This is a genomic window from candidate division TA06 bacterium (genome assembly GCA_016235665.1).
Lineage (GTDB): Bacteria > Edwardsbacteria > AC1 > AC1 > EtOH8 > UBA5202.
In genome coordinates, this window is record JACRJI010000001.1 from 126093 (window position 1) to 140252 (window position 14160).

At 49.0% G+C, this 14160-nt stretch carries 11 protein-coding genes; 4 read left to right on the plus strand and 7 right to left on the minus strand.

Annotation, left to right across the window (positions count from 1 at the left end; translation table 11 throughout):
• Window positions 1-17: 17 nt before the first annotated feature.
• Window positions 18-1661 carry a hypothetical protein gene (locus HZA73_00590; protein ID MBI5804521.1) on the minus strand — a complete coding sequence of 548 codons (1644 nt, stop codon included), beginning with the start codon at window positions 1659-1661 and terminating at the stop codon, window positions 18-20.
• 289 nt (window positions 1662-1950) lie between these two features.
• On the opposite strand from HZA73_00590, the gene HZA73_00595 reads away from it, so the two are divergent.
• From HZA73_00595 to HZA73_00610, 4 genes are all read left to right on the plus strand, one after another.
• On the plus strand, window positions 1951-3414 hold the full coding sequence (locus tag HZA73_00595; protein ID MBI5804522.1) for a transglutaminase domain-containing protein: 1464 nt from the start codon (window positions 1951-1953) through the stop codon (window positions 3412-3414).
• Window positions 3411-4145 (plus strand): ABC transporter ATP-binding protein, encoded by a 735-nt coding sequence (locus HZA73_00600; GenBank protein MBI5804523.1) that lies wholly within the window; start codon window positions 3411-3413, stop codon window positions 4143-4145. The genes HZA73_00595 and HZA73_00600 overlap by 4 nt, the downstream gene beginning before the upstream one ends.
• A gap of 142 nt (window positions 4146-4287) precedes the next feature.
• Entirely contained in the window at window positions 4288-5847 is a 1560-nt protein-coding gene (locus HZA73_00605) for a DUF4388 domain-containing protein (protein ID MBI5804524.1), read from the plus strand.
• Between the two features lie 158 nt (window positions 5848-6005).
• Window positions 6006-7670 (plus strand): hypothetical protein, encoded by a 1665-nt coding sequence (locus HZA73_00610; protein MBI5804525.1) that lies wholly within the window; start codon window positions 6006-6008, stop codon window positions 7668-7670.
• Window positions 7671-8325: 655 nt separating this feature from the next.
• Here HZA73_00610 and HZA73_00615 read toward each other — a convergent pair.
• The 6 genes from HZA73_00615 to HZA73_00640 all read right to left on the minus strand — a co-directional run.
• Window positions 8326-10986 (minus strand): DEAD/DEAH box helicase, encoded by a 2661-nt coding sequence (locus tag HZA73_00615; GenBank protein MBI5804526.1) that lies wholly within the window; start codon window positions 10984-10986, stop codon window positions 8326-8328.
• Window positions 10983-11870 (minus strand): DUF1837 domain-containing protein, encoded by an 888-nt coding sequence (locus HZA73_00620; protein ID MBI5804527.1) that lies wholly within the window; start codon window positions 11868-11870, stop codon window positions 10983-10985. The genes HZA73_00615 and HZA73_00620 overlap by 4 nt, the downstream gene beginning before the upstream one ends.
• A 123-nt stretch (window positions 11871-11993) precedes the next feature.
• Window positions 11994-12296, minus strand: coding sequence for a hypothetical protein (locus tag HZA73_00625; GenBank protein ID MBI5804528.1), 303 nt, complete (start codon window positions 12294-12296; stop codon window positions 11994-11996).
• A gap of 554 nt (window positions 12297-12850) precedes the next feature.
• Complete coding sequence (locus tag HZA73_00630; protein MBI5804529.1) at window positions 12851-13204, minus strand: hypothetical protein; 354 nt, start codon at window positions 13202-13204, stop codon at window positions 12851-12853.
• Window positions 13205-13399: 195 nt separating this feature from the next.
• On the minus strand, window positions 13400-13756 hold the full coding sequence (locus HZA73_00635; protein MBI5804530.1) for a hypothetical protein: 357 nt from the start codon (window positions 13754-13756) through the stop codon (window positions 13400-13402).
• 86 nt (window positions 13757-13842) lie between these two features.
• On the minus strand, window positions 13843-14160 hold a 318-nt coding region (locus tag HZA73_00640), incomplete at its 5' end, for a hypothetical protein (GenBank protein MBI5804531.1).

Genomic DNA, 14160 nt, shown 5'->3' on the forward strand with positions numbered 1-14160 from the left:
ATTGATCCTCTCTTTTTTTAGAATTTAAATACTGCGGAAAGCTTCCAGTTGGTCAGGTCGTTCAGCTGGGCGAAGCCCATGAAGTCCAGTTGCAGATTGTCGGCCACCTTCCAGCCGGCGCCATAGGTGTAGTCGGTGTAGGATTGCCGGGTATTATAAGTCTCGCTGTAACCTGTCTGCTCGTTCAACGGATTGGGGGTGTAGGTAGTGGTGACAACGCCGGTGCCGGTGGTGGTGACCGTGGTGACCATTTCCGATCCGCCGGTCAGAACCTGGTTGTAGGTGTATTCATAATTGTTGATCTGGTGGCGGGCGCCCAGCCGGAACACTATCTTCTTGGTCAGATCGAATTCCACGCAAACCGGGAACGACCAGTTCAGATAATCGCCGGCCTGTGTGTAATCCCACAGCTCGCCCCAGGTTGAGTTCTGGACGTAGCTGGCAGAAAGGGCGGGGTCGTTCAACTCATTGTAACGGTAAACTTCGGTCTGGGCCCGCTCGTGGGTCTCCATCTGATCATAGTTGCCGGTGGACAGCCCGAAGCCTATGGCGAATACCGCTTGGTTAAGCCTGGCTTTGTGCACTATCCTGAAGTCTATGTCGTTGTCGGTGTACTCACCAACCACGGCGTCGGTGTAGTTCTCATCATAATAATCGGAGTTGGTAACAGGGTTGACATCCTGTTCGTGGTAATTGTATTCCCAAGTGGTGCCCGATTTGGGCTTGTATCCTAAGTGGCTGTACTGCAGATCAAACCGGGTGTCGGCTTTGTCGTTCCACTTGTAGACATAGGCGCCGCCGCCGGAGAAGCCGAAACCGGAATATTCGGTATCATAATTCCAGTCCTCGGTTTCATTATAACTGGCGCCGCCGGGATAAGAATCGTCCCAGGAATAGTTCCTTTCGTCGATGTCCTTGCCGCCGCCGAAGAGTATGGCCAAACGCAGGCTGACATCCATCTTGTCGTTCAGCGGTTTCCAGACCGAAAGACCAAGGTAATTTTCGCTCTCGGAATAGCCCTCGCTGGTGGTGTCCTTTTCGGCTTCGGTATAGGTCAGGGCCCCGGTCAGGATGTTATTTTCGTTATAGGTATAATCGCTGAAGTAATCCTCCATGTAGGAATACTGATAACGCTTGAAAGCCAGCCCCAGTTTCATGTCGTTGACCTGTTTGGCCCAACCCAGGAAATAATCGTTCTCATCCCCGGTTTCCATATACTGTTCCTGGTAATTCTCCACTCCCCGGAGATCATAGCCGGGATTGGTGCCGGGATCGATATCTGTCAGATAAACATTGGCGTAGGACAGGCTGTCCCTGTATTTGTTGGTATTCTTGGAGTACAGCAGTCCCAGCTTGCCGTAACCGAAAATGTCTGAGGTTCCGCCGATCACATAGGTGCCGGCGCCGGAGGGGTTGAACTGTTCTTCGTTCTGGCTGTAGATGTTGGCCAGATTGGTGTACAACCGCTGACCGTCGATCAGGGTCATCCGGGCGGGATCCAGGTAGCCGTAGCTGCCCAGCATAAGGTCCAGATCATCCTCCAGCAGTCCGGAAGTGGACTGATTCCGAAACGAATTGTACCAGGGTAGGGTTTGGACCTGGGCCACAGCCGCTGCCGACAAAGCAAGCAAAACAACAAGGGTCAATATTCTTGCTCTCATTTTTTCCTCCAGTTTGTTAATTGGTTGGTTTTGATAAACATAGTTGGTAGTTTTTCACTAATAAACTGGTTACGGCTCACCTCCTTCTTTATATGATATCAATATGTGATTATTCAGACATACATATTGTATATGATATTAAAAAGATCATCCATTGTCAAGAACAAAAAAAACATTTTTGCGTTTTTTTAAAAGACTTTTGGCATGAAATTGTTTTTGCGGCAAAATTGAGGACCGGGGGAAATATCTATTGACTAAATTTGCGCAGGTGGTATAATTGAAACCTCTTATGAACAAAAAAACCTCCATTCTTATACTGCTGGGCCTTATCTGGGCCGGCTCCCTGGTCTGGTTCGGACTGGGACGGGCCGGCTGTCAGCCTGCCGGGGTCAGACTAAAACCCCGGACCATGGCCGGGTCCGAGCAATGGCACGGCATCTACTACCAGGACAGGAAGATCGGCCACTCGATCACTTTGACCAGGGTGCTGGCTGACGGCGGACAGGCCGTCTCCAGCAAGTCGCTGATGCGCCTGCCTCTGATGGGCGAGGTCCGACAGGTGTCCACCACTTTGAACTACGACCTGGACAAGGATTACCAGCTGACCGGCTTTGAATTCAAGATGGGCGGGGCGGCCGAGATCTCGGTAAAGGGATTGGTCAAAGGCTGGCGCTTGGTCCTTTCGATCCTGTCCAACGGACAGAGCCAGACTACGGAGATGGACATCCCCGGCAACATCACCATGCCCGAGGCTTTGGAGCCGATGCTTACCGGCAAGAGCCTGGTCCCCGGCAAAGTTTATGATTTCTCGGTCTTCGACCCGGCCTCCATGGCGGTGGTGCCCCTGACGGTAACGGTGATCGGCCCCGACTCCCTGCGGCTGGATGACCAGTGGACACCGGCAGTAAAGCTGGAAGTAAGCTTCTCCGGCTCCAAAAGCCTGGCCTGGGTGGACACTTTGGGCCAGACCCTTAAGGAGGACGGCCCGCTGGGGATAACCATGATCCGCCAGACCAAGGAGCAGGCCCTGGTACTGCCGGAAGATTTTCCCGGGATGGACATGCTGGGCAGCATCGCAGTGCCGGTGATCAAAGGGGAACTGCCCAAGCCAAGAGAGACGGAACGGATGGTGATCGCGGTCTCGGGGTTGGACCTGAAAGGCCAGGACGTTTCCGGCGGACGGCAGACGGTCACCGACAGCCTTAAACAGATCGTGCAGGTCACCCGGGAGCAAACTCCCGAACTCCAAACAGTGAACGCCAAACCGGCCGAACTGGCCGAGTTTTTAAAGCCCACGGTGCTGATCCAGTCGCAGGACCCGGAGATAAAGAAGCTGGCCCAAAGCCTGGTCAAGGGTAAAAAGAACGATTGGAACAAGGCCCTGGCTTTGGAAAAGTGGGTGTTTGAGAACCTGGAGAAGAGCATGACCGTCAGCCTGCCCTCGGCGGTGGAGGTGCTGCAGTCACGGCAGGGCGACTGCAACGAGCATGCCACCCTGTTCGCCGCCCTGGCCCGGGCCGCCGGACTGCCCTGCAAGATCTCCCTGGGGGTGGTCTATCTTGACGGCAAGTTCTACTACCACGCCTGGAACTCTGTTTACTGCGGAAAGTGGGTCGAGCTGGACCCCACCTTCGGGCAGGCCCCGGCCGACGCCGCCCGCCTGCGATTGGCGGAGGGCGACCTCAGCCAGCAGACCCGTTTGCTTTCCGCCTTCGGCAACCTTAAAATTGAGATTTTGGAACATACGCCATGAACCAGGGAATTGAGATTAAGGATATTAAAAAATCATTCGGCGCCAAGCAGGCGGTGAACGGCGTCAGCCTGAGCATCGGACAGGGAGAGATCTTCGGCCTGCTGGGACCCAACGGGGCCGGCAAGACCACCACCCTTAAAATGCTGGCCGGGATACTGCGGCCGGATTCCGGCTCCCGCTCCATCTGCGGCTTTGACGTGGAGAGGGATCCGATCCAGGCCAAGCAGTGCCTGGGTTTCATCCCCGACGACCCCTTCATCTATGAGAAGCTCTCGGGCTGGGAGTTTCTGCACCTGGTGGCCCGGCTTTACGGCTGCTCTAATGAAGGACTGGAACAGCGGGTGGAGGAGTTGATAGACCGGTTCGAGGCCCGGGAGTGGATAGACCGACGGGCCGAGGGCTATTCCCACGGTATGCGCCAGAAGACGGTGCTGGCCGCCACCCTGCTCCACCAGCCGAAGGTGTATCTGATAGACGAGCCTCTGGTGGGACTGGACCCGGCCAGCATCATATTGGTGAAAAGAATATTTCAGGAGGAGGCCCAAAAAGGCTGCGCCCTGCTGGTCTCCACCCACACTTTGAGCCTGGCCGAAACCATCTGCCAACGGATAGGCATTATCGCCAGCGGAAAACTGGCGGCCCTGGGCACACTGGAGGAACTGCGGGAGCTTTCGAAACATAGACACCAGGACCTGGAGAGCCTGTACCTGGAATTCACCCGAAGCAATTAACAATGAACAGTGAACAATTACCCGTAGTCACTAAACAGTAGACAGTATCCAGTAAACTCACATAGTGAATAGTGGCTACGGGCTACTGAATACTGGATAGTGTATACTGACTAGTTAAAAGTTAACAGCATCGAGTTATAAGATGGCACTTGAAGGCAATCTTTCCGATTTCAGCATCCCCGAGATACTTCAGCTGATCTCCAGCCAGCGCAAGAACGGCGTCCTAACCCTGAAGCAGGGACAGGACGAGGCCGCCTTTGACCTGGACCAGGGCTACATCACCGGGGGCTTCTACAAGAAGCTGGGCAAGCAGGAACACATCTCCGAATACCTGTTCAAGACCGGACTGGTGAGCGAGGCCGGGTTCATGGAGGCCGAGGCCCAGCAGAAGGCCCTGAAGGTCCCGCTGGAGGAGATCCTGATCGAGCGCGGCTTTTTGTCCCAGGACGATTTTGAGGAGGTGATCCGCTTCAAGATCCAGGAGATCATGGACGAGATCTTCACCTGGGTGGAGGGGCACTACGTCTTCGACGTCAAGGCCAGGCTGTACACCCAGGCCAAATACCCGGTGCGGCTGGCGGTGGACGGTTTTCTGCTGGAGGGTATGCGGCGGCTGGACGAATGGCTGAGGATCAAGAAGGATATCCCCTCCCTGGAGACCATCGTCAAGGCCGGCACCAAGCCCCGGCCGCCGGAACTGACCCCGGAGCAGGAAAAACTGCTGGAGTTTTTGGGGCAGCGTTCCCTGTCGGCGGCCAATCTGATATCCTTGAGCGGAATGGGCAAATTCCTGACCTGCCAGACCCTGAGCGAACTGCTGGAACTGGGCCTGGCCGAAAAGGCCGCCGGGCTGCCGGCCGCCCCCCAGGCGTCCCAGTTGTTTGATCCCGCCTTCCAGGTCAAGACCATCTCCCTGCTGATGAAACAATTCGGCCTGCTGATAAAGAACATCACCCGCTATCCCTTTAACCACCCCCAGATCCTGGCCAACCTGGACGGGTTCTCCCACCTGCTGGGCAACCTGCCTATGGAGAACAGCAGCCTGACCTTCTCTTCGCAGATCGAGCAGACCCTGGTCAACGGCTGGCCGATCCACGACGAAAGCCAGATCCTGCCCCAGTTCTCGCTTTACCTGCATCAGCGGCAGATCCAAAGCCTGTCCTTCATGCCCCAGATCCGGGACGAGGAACTGCGGACCCTGGCCTTCATCATGGCCATGCCTCCGGAATTGCTGGAGCTGTTGGGCGGCACCGGGGAGGCCGGCAAAATTTTGCGCTGGCACCACATCAAATTGGAGGGCCTGGCCCAAAAAGCGGAGAAACTGCTGAAGGACGAAAAGATGTTCGTCATCCCCTCCGGATTTCTTGACGTGGTGGAGGGCCTGTCGCCCTTCTCCGCCAAACCCGCCCAGACGGCCCAGGCCTTCGTCAGCCTTAAAGCGGTGCGGCTTTTGCCCCCGCCAAAATTATCGCCCGAAGACGCCATGGCCATCGAGGAGGCCGAGCAGGCCTCGGAGAAGGTCTTCAGCGTCTACAGCCGCGGAGGCCGGGAAAAATATATCGGGAAGGTGGTCTCGGCCGTCATGGACCTGCCCCCCGCCCCCCGGCTGGCCCTGATCCAGCGGAAACTGCTGGACGTCCGCTGGCTGTTCCCCATCGACAACATTTTGGCCCTGTCGCACAGTGAGTTCGAGAGGCTCTAAGCTCTAAGCTATAAGCTATATGCTTTATGCTGGGCTCTATTCCGTAGCCACTATTCAGTACTTACCTGGCTGGTTTACTGAATACTGTATACTGGATACTGACTACCGGCTACCAGATAGTATTTGATTTTTTATCTTTGATTTTTGATTTTAGTAAAATGCACTTATCGCTTTATCTCATATCCACCCTGTTCAAAGCTTCGGCTTCGCAGATCTTCGCCCCCCGCCGGGGCCGCCTGCTGCAGCTTTCGTCCTACCTGTTCGCCGTCACGGTCTTTTTGGTGGGCGGGTATTTTTTGTTCTATAAGATCTTCGCCTACCTGCTGGCTTTGGAGGAGATCGGAAAACCCCTGCTGTTCCGGCTGATGTCCACCGCCTTTCTGACCTTCTTTCTGATGCTGTTTTTAAGCAACCTGATCACCTCGCTCTCCACCCTCTACTATTCCCCGGAGGTGGACTACCTGCTGGCCACCCCCATGGAGCCCTCAAAACTGTTCAGCTACCGCTTTCTGCAGAACTTTTCCTTCAGCACCTGGGCCACTTTGATAATGGGCCTGCCCCTGCTGGCGGCGCTGACCGCGGCCCGGCACCAAAGCCTCTTGGCCCTGGGGTTCTATCTGATCGCCCTGCTGGTCTTCACCACCCTGCCGGCCTTTCTGGCGGTGGCCTCTTTCCTGGTGCTGATAAAGCTCTTTCCCAAAATGGGACTGCGCCAGTTGCTGGGATTCCTGCTGCTGTTTTTGGCCCTGGCGGCCTGGGCCTTCTTTTTGTTCGGCCAGCCCAAGGGGATGGTGATCGCCCAGATCGACACCATGCCCGAGCTGGAGCGCTACCTGTCCCAGCTGGCCCTGGCGGGCTCGCCGCTTCTGCCCGGCACCTGGCTGGCCCGGCTGGTGCTGGCCCCCCTGCCCGGAAGTTTTGGGGAGGCGCTTAAGATGGCCTGGCTGCTTCTGATCACCGCCGCCTTCTGGGGGGGCCTGTGTTTCTGGCTGGCGGGAAAGATCTACTATAATGCCCTGACCGGTCGGGTGGGCAGTTCCCCGGACCTGGGTTTTAGGAAAAGTTTTTGGCTGACCGCCAAACTGGCCGACCGCCTGCCCATAGCCGCCAAGGACGCTTTGCTCTTCATGCGCGACCCCGGCCAGTGGGCCCAGGGACTGATCTTCCTATCGCTTTTGGTGATCTACTTGGGAGGCCTAAGGACCTATCCCCTGCTGTTCACCTTCTCGGTCTGGAAGGTGGCCATAGCCTTTTTGAACTTCGCCTTTGCCGGGTACATTCTGGCCACCCTGTCGGTAAGATTCGTGTTCCCTGTGATCAGTCTGGAGGGCCCCATGATGTGGCTGATGCGCTCGGCCCCGGTCTCGGCCAAAAGACTGTTGATGGAGAAATCTACCCTGAACCTGGCGGTGGCGCTGGTGCTGACCGAGACCTTGAGTTTGCTGTCTAACAATATTTTAAAGACCCTGCCCCAGATGCGGCTGTTGAGCCATTTTTCCCTGGGCCTGATGTGCCTGGCCATTACCAGCCTGGTGCTGGGCCTGGGGGCCATCTTCCCGGACTTTAAGGAACGAAACCCCAGCCGGATCGCCTCGGGGCTGGGGGGATTATTGGCCGCCTTGGCCGGGCTGGGTTACGTGGGACTGTCGGTGGTGGTGCTGGCCTGGCCGGCCTACCTGTATGCCGCCGGGCAATGGCGGCAGAAGATCAGTTACGGCGGGGCACTGGCGGCGGCGATGATGCTTTTCGTGGTGATATCGGGGTTTGTGATATACATACCTTTGAAGATGGGTTTAAAGGAACTTGAAAGACATGAGGTATAGAATAAAATAATGGTGATTGCCTTTGAGGCGCCGCACTGAGACGGGCATGTATTATTGCTTATCGAAGTGATGGGGTTGAAGAGTTTGGAAAACCATGAGGTTTGACCGAACAAACAGCACAAAACCCGGTCAGAAATGAACGGGTTTTGTGTCTTCTACCTTGGTTGGTAAAATATTTTATTTTTTGCTTGACAAAGACCAAAGAAATTTGTTAGTATAATACCGTTCAGGAGACGAAAGTCGGCTTCATGCCGTGTGAATGCCCGGTTATATCCGGATGTTCCTATATCTCCTGAACTTTTTTTATTGCCGCTAATGCTAGCGGCTTTTTTTGTGTGTAATAAACGCCATATTCTGCCAAACGAGTATCATCAATGTCATGGACCAGGTGAACTTTGGGCCAGATATATTGAAGATACCTTTCCTCCCTTCGCTCGTACATCCTTTGAAGGGCCCATAGAAAATAGTCGACTGCCTGCAACCCGCCAAAACCATCCAAGGGGAGGGACTGTATACAGGCCCTTCCCGGGTTAGGAAAGGTAGGGGCCTGCACTGAGGAATACCCCAGGTTTGACATACGAAGTGTTGGGTCCTACAAGCAAGCAGCCCGGTCAGTAATGACCGGGCTTTAACTATTTTCCAAATAATAATATGCTTAATAATTCAGATGTTCAATTAACTCATTAAATGCAATTGAAGACAGCTCAGCTTTTAACCTTGCTAATACTTCTTGGCGTTTGAAATAATTATGATCTATGTGTCCCTCCGCAATCCTAGCGACAAGATTGCTAGCCCGTATAGCTATTGGGCGTGATACACCCTTTTCATATAAAAAACGCCCAACGTTTGATGTTATACCAGATTCCATTGCAAACAAGAATGATTCTACACGATCCACATAATCACTAACTTCCGTCATGTTTTTATTTTTTGCAATGTATAGACAAATATCGTAAAAACAGTTTATGTATTTGGGAGCATTGAAAGATATTTCTTTCTCGAGATCAGAAACAGTTCTAAGCGCTATATCTACTTTAGAAAGATAATCATTGTCAATATGATGACGTAGTCGTAATTGTATAAAATGTGAAATTGATAACTCATGCATCCACTGTATAATACGGTTAGATATGCTACTTATAACATCGTAGCGCCTATTTTCAACCGGCCATTTCAAATACCTTGCTGTTCGTTCTAATAATTGGCGCAGGGCAACACCATCTATTGTTAATGGATTTACAGTAATATCTAATATACTACGCAGTTGTATAATGGAGATATTATTTAGGTAAATAAACAATTCATTTTGAGAACGTGGATCAATACCTGCATTTTTTCGCAATAAATCTACAGGTATTGTAAATATTTCTTTATACTGATTTATAGCTTTAATAAGTTCTTCTCTTTTCGTTTCTGGCATATTAAAGCGATCGACAATATTATTAATGCGTTTCGTTGTCAACAGTTCATAAATGAGGTATTCAATGTCGTTCCTATTCTTTGAATTTATGTAAGCATATTCTTTACCACTTGTTATGAAAGAATCAATAACATAGTTTTGTTTAGTTTTTCCATCTGCCACATGTGCCTCTGGGTCTTTTATTTCTACATCTTTGTTTTCAATAATCTCTTTATATTTTTCTGTATTGTCAGCAATACAAAATACATCACCTGAGAGACCATACGTAATACGTCCTGCTCGTCCTATAAGGTTCCAAAACGATAGAACTTCATGTTTCTGGTTATTCACATTCTTCTCGGAAAATATAAATATATTTTTTGCAGGCAGGTTTACACCTTCAAGTAAAGTAGAGGTACAAATTAAATAATTGATAACTGAGTCTTCGAAGAGTTTGACCATCAAACGTCGTAAACCAATTGGCATTGGACCATAATGCAAGCCAATTCCTTTTTCTATTAATTCTATCAATCCAAAACACTCGTCGTAATTATCTTTTATATATCTTTTGATATCATTTTTTTCTTGGCTATCAATTTTATTTGTGGGAGAAAGTTTTTCTGCAAGTATATTTGCATATGTATGGGCTAGCAATGGGTTTGTAGTGTAAAGAATCGTCCCCATGGCAAGATTTGATTGAATAACAATATTAACATTACGTATGACTTCTTGGTTATCTTTACCAACTAACATATTAGGTGCCACCTCAAACTCATGCGCACCTATTTCTTCGATACGTTTATCATATATTTCATTCCCCGGTGTATCTTTTAAAAGATAATATCTAAAAGATCGCTCCTCTTTTGCTACAAGATGTATGTTTTTCTCTACAGGTGAATATAGTACTTCCTTGTGATAGCATTGCGTATCCCCCAATTCGGTGAAAAATACATTTTTAAAATATTGCGGATTTTTAATTAATGGTGACGTAAATATATATTGCGTATTCCCATTATGATTTTTCACACCACATAATTCAATAACTTTTCTTAATACGTTACGCAATATAAAACCCCTATAACCACGTGAGATATAATGAGCCTCATCAATATAAACGAGTTGAAACGCTTTTACATATTCTGGGTTTTTCTCTAAAAGAAACAACAACCTTTCTTGGGTGAGAATGTAAATACTATTTATATCAATATTTGGTATGGATCTACTGTGCGTATATATATCACAATCAATATTGAGCGATTTTTTTAGGCTTAATATACCTTCGTAAAAGTCATCTATCAATGATTTTGTTGGCACAATAATTAGCGCATGTTTTAAATAACCATTATAGAATTGACGTGCAATATGGTGTCTTACAATAAATGATTTACCAAAAGATGTTGGAGCTGAAAAACTAACTATTGCTTTTTCCGACAATGCATTTAATATTTCTTTTTGATAGATGTTGAAATGGTAATTATTATCACCTATCTGCAAAAGTGATCTTTCTTCTTCCTCAACTATATTACCGATTATTTCAGGATCAATTGACTTTAACCCATCAGATCCAGCTTTTATCATTTTTGTCAAATTTTCATTGCCAAATACCATAGAGGAGGCATCTACAACTGGATAATTACCAAGCCGCGAAGATAGTATCTGTACTGCATAATTTATTCCTTCATCGCTTGCTTTCATCTCAAATATTAACGCATTAATTTTTTGTGCTAGGTTACGATGATATAAATTATCACTCAACGCCAGTACTGAACCTTGTAATAATAATTTACAGATCATATCATTAGTTAATGTCGCATCATCGAACGACAATCTCGACTTACATGCATAACTTTGTATTTCAGCAAACCGACTTCTAAAAGTCTGACTTTCTGTTATCTTACCTGCTAATTGTGTAATCATGTTTTAATCACTAAATTGTTACTTTGAGCAAATAAATCACGAGCATCGTCAATAGATTCAAAAGGCACGAAACAATAAATAGTGGGGTATGGGGATTTATTGATTAACTGTCGTTGATTCTCGAAACACCTTTGTAGATCTTTGCTGATGGTTTGGTAAAGCATCTTGCTATTTATACTTTTATCCTTTAAAGCACTTATTGCTTTATGACTATAACCAACAAAAACAATGTTTTTATATTTAAGTTCTGCATGTGCTTTATTATCGTCAATAAAATAGGCCTCGTATAAATCTATATTCTTTTCCGTCATTTCCGATCTAATATGTGTAGATGCTAAATGTATTTCATAATCAATATCGTTTGTATCCCAAAAGTTATTTAAATCTCTTTGTGCCTCTCTAAGGCCATCATTAGAATCCGGTTTTGTTTTTGCCTCACCTACGAGCATATATATACACCCATCCTCATCTTTAAATGCATAGGTACTATCACGCCCAGGTATTGTACTGTGTATACTACCACGACTTTGTAGTCTCGAAGTTAATTTCAAAGCACCTTTAACTTTTGTTGCAAATAGATATAAAAGGAACTCCCCAAACTCACCTGAATCAAATGCCCTTTCAGCCTGAGTTTTTTGTAAAAACTCTCTTGCTCTTTCAATAGTTGTTTTTGTTGTTTGCCCATCCTTTAATCTTTTTTCGTGCGCAGATAGAGTTTGTCTGTTAAATACGTATTCCGGTAAATAGTTATTAATATGGTTGATAAAATCATTTAAACATGTTTCAGATTCAAGTTGCTGTATGTGAAAACAGAACAGTTCACAGTTTTGTGGTAAAGTAACCCCGTTTCCGGTAGGTACTTTTAGTGATGCTGGTAGTGGCATATTATTTTCAATGTTGGGGGTTTGATTTAAGGTTACAAAAAGCCCGGGCAAGCCAATATTAAGCTAGCCCGGGCTGCATTTGTATAAATATACTATTTAAATATACGCTTGTCAATTTAAATATTAATCACGTTTCACATTTGCAGCTCGTGGCACCCCACGAGGACCTGGGTCACCTACAAAGCGCCTAACTAATACATGTGTAATTACAGTATCACCACTAGAAGTTAGTACCGTATCATCCCAACTATTAGCTAAAATGTTTTTCGCTTTTGAATAAAAGCACTTATTATAATCACCATATGCAACATTATGAGCTCCCTCTATATGTGTCTTAAGTGCCCCACCTTTGCCGCAATTTTTACCGCAGATATTGCACATTGAACCATGCCCTTTACGTACTTGATGTTTCTTACGCTTTGCCATTGATATACCTTTCATTGTTTACGTTTAGGTTTATTATTTGTTATTATCGTCGCCATATGCACAACCTTTTCCGGGACTCTTGACTAGCTTTCCCATGTGTGCGACGAGCTTTCCGGGGCGTGCTACCACCTTTCCCGTATGTGTGGCCAGCTCTACGCTTTACGCTTTCAGCTTTCCACTCTACCCCCCACCTTGCCTGCCAAACCAACCCCAAACACCCCGATCTTGCCCCAAACCACCCAAACCCTTGCAATTACCCCGCTTATCCACTCTCCCATCCCCCGGATCAGACCTTCTCACGTCCCGAGAAGGTCTTCTTTTATCCCGGGAAGATCTGCTTTAACCCCAAGAAGCTCTTCTTTTGTCCCGGGAAGGTCTTCTCTGGTCCCCAGCAGGCCTCCCCGCCCGCCGGGGAGATATTCTTTTCTTATGAGAAAACCTTCCCGGAACCCGGGCGGGTCTGCTCTTTCCCCGGGGAGACCTTCCCGCCGTCCGGAAAGATCTCCCCTGCACCACACTAAATCCCCTCTAAAAAGAGGGGAACAAGGGGTGTGTCACGCCTTCTTGGCTCTCGGCCCCTTCCTTGGCTTGTACATCCTGGGCGCTATGCCAAATTCCTGCAGTTTGTCCCCGGTCTTGCCGTAGTTCCCCTCCAGCACGCTCACCCACCGGGCGATCTCCCCGGACAATTTTTTCTTGGCCTCCAGCCACCCGGCGGTGGCCAGGTGCAGTTCGGCCTTGGCCTTTTCCTGCCGCGAATCCGCATCGTTGTACAGGTCCAGCAGCTTCCGCAAGGCTGGCGGGGTCAGGCCCCACCTGGCGATCTCGGCCTTGTTTCCCTCACCGCCCTTGATCAGGTTCTCCGCCAGTCCGGCGAAATCGGCTGTTGATTTCGGGGTCTTGCGCATGTAGTGCTCCCTTTTTGTGTTTTCTGTTTGGTTGCAGCCATAAGCTATAACCTTTAAGCCATTATGGCATCTACTGACTGCTGTGTATTTAATGCTGGGTGAAGTAAATTTACTGCGGAAAACACCTGCATATTAAAAGCAGGTTCAGGGTAGAATACGATTCTGAATGCGATGCGGCGCCGGTACAGCTAAAGTTTATTGCTCGTTTGGATGTCTCGGATGGCTGCTGCTGCTCAAATTGGCCGTTACCTGTTCATTGTTCCCATAAACATGGCTTATGGTGTAATGGTACCAGTGACCGTATGTGTCCTTGACGCACAAATAATATGTGCCCGTCGGCCAGGTCAACAATCCCATATGATACCAACTGGTGGTGTTGAACGTCTTGAAATCGTTGATCGGTGAATTATATAATTCACAGGTATAGCTTGTCACCTGGCTGCCACCGTAATATACATAGCCCCAGCAAACGCAGTCCGGAGTTGCATAGGCGGTGGCCAAGCAGATCAGGCTGAGCATGAATGCCAGAACGATGATCTTTACCTTTGACATTGTCTCTCCTTGATTGTGATGGTTGATTGTAGTTTGTATGGCGCCGCATCGCATGATATCTGAGGCAAGAGAATTGTCCCGCCTGTTTATTTCCCGTACGCCTGGTACACCGGCTCTACGTACAGATACACCCCCGCTCCGTCCGGGTCGTAGCTATCGGCATCGTGGGCCCAGGCCGACCAGCCATCGGGCCTTTGATCTCCGGGCAACCTTGTCAGATGGTTGGTCCAGGCTATGGCCCCAAACGGCTCGCCTTTGTCGTACAGCTGGATCCCCAGCTTGAAATTCAAGCGGCTCGGAGCATTGCTGGGCCAGGGCCTGACCTGCATCCCGATGCGGAAAGCGTCGGGATCGTACTGGTCTCTGTCGAAGGCTATCTGCGAATTGCCTCCGCCCTGGCTGGC

Excerpts from the sequence above, each read along its gene's own strand:
- HZA73_00600 (MBI5804523.1), top strand. The coding sequence starts at position 3,411 with ATGAACCAGGGAATTGAGATTAAGGATATTAAAAAATCATTCGGCGCC.
- HZA73_00615 (MBI5804526.1), bottom strand. The coding sequence starts at position 10,986 with ATGATTACACAATTAGCAGGTAAGATAACAGAAAGTCAGACTTTTAGA.
- HZA73_00620 (MBI5804527.1), bottom strand. The coding sequence starts at position 11,870 with ATGCCACTACCAGCATCACTAAAAGTACCTACCGGAAACGGGGTTACT.
- HZA73_00635 (MBI5804530.1), bottom strand. The coding sequence starts at position 13,756 with ATGTCAAAGGTAAAGATCATCGTTCTGGCATTCATGCTCAGCCTGATC.
- HZA73_00605 (MBI5804524.1), top strand. The coding sequence starts at position 4,288 with ATGGCACTTGAAGGCAATCTTTCCGATTTCAGCATCCCCGAGATACTT.
- HZA73_00625 (MBI5804528.1), bottom strand. The coding sequence starts at position 12,296 with ATGGCAAAGCGTAAGAAACATCAAGTACGTAAAGGGCATGGTTCAATG.
- HZA73_00630 (MBI5804529.1), bottom strand. The coding sequence starts at position 13,204 with ATGCGCAAGACCCCGAAATCAACAGCCGATTTCGCCGGACTGGCGGAG.
- HZA73_00595 (MBI5804522.1), top strand. The coding sequence starts at position 1,951 with ATGAACAAAAAAACCTCCATTCTTATACTGCTGGGCCTTATCTGGGCC.
- HZA73_00610 (MBI5804525.1), top strand. The coding sequence starts at position 6,006 with ATGCACTTATCGCTTTATCTCATATCCACCCTGTTCAAAGCTTCGGCT.
- HZA73_00590 (MBI5804521.1), bottom strand. The coding sequence starts at position 1,661 with ATGAGAGCAAGAATATTGACCCTTGTTGTTTTGCTTGCTTTGTCGGCA.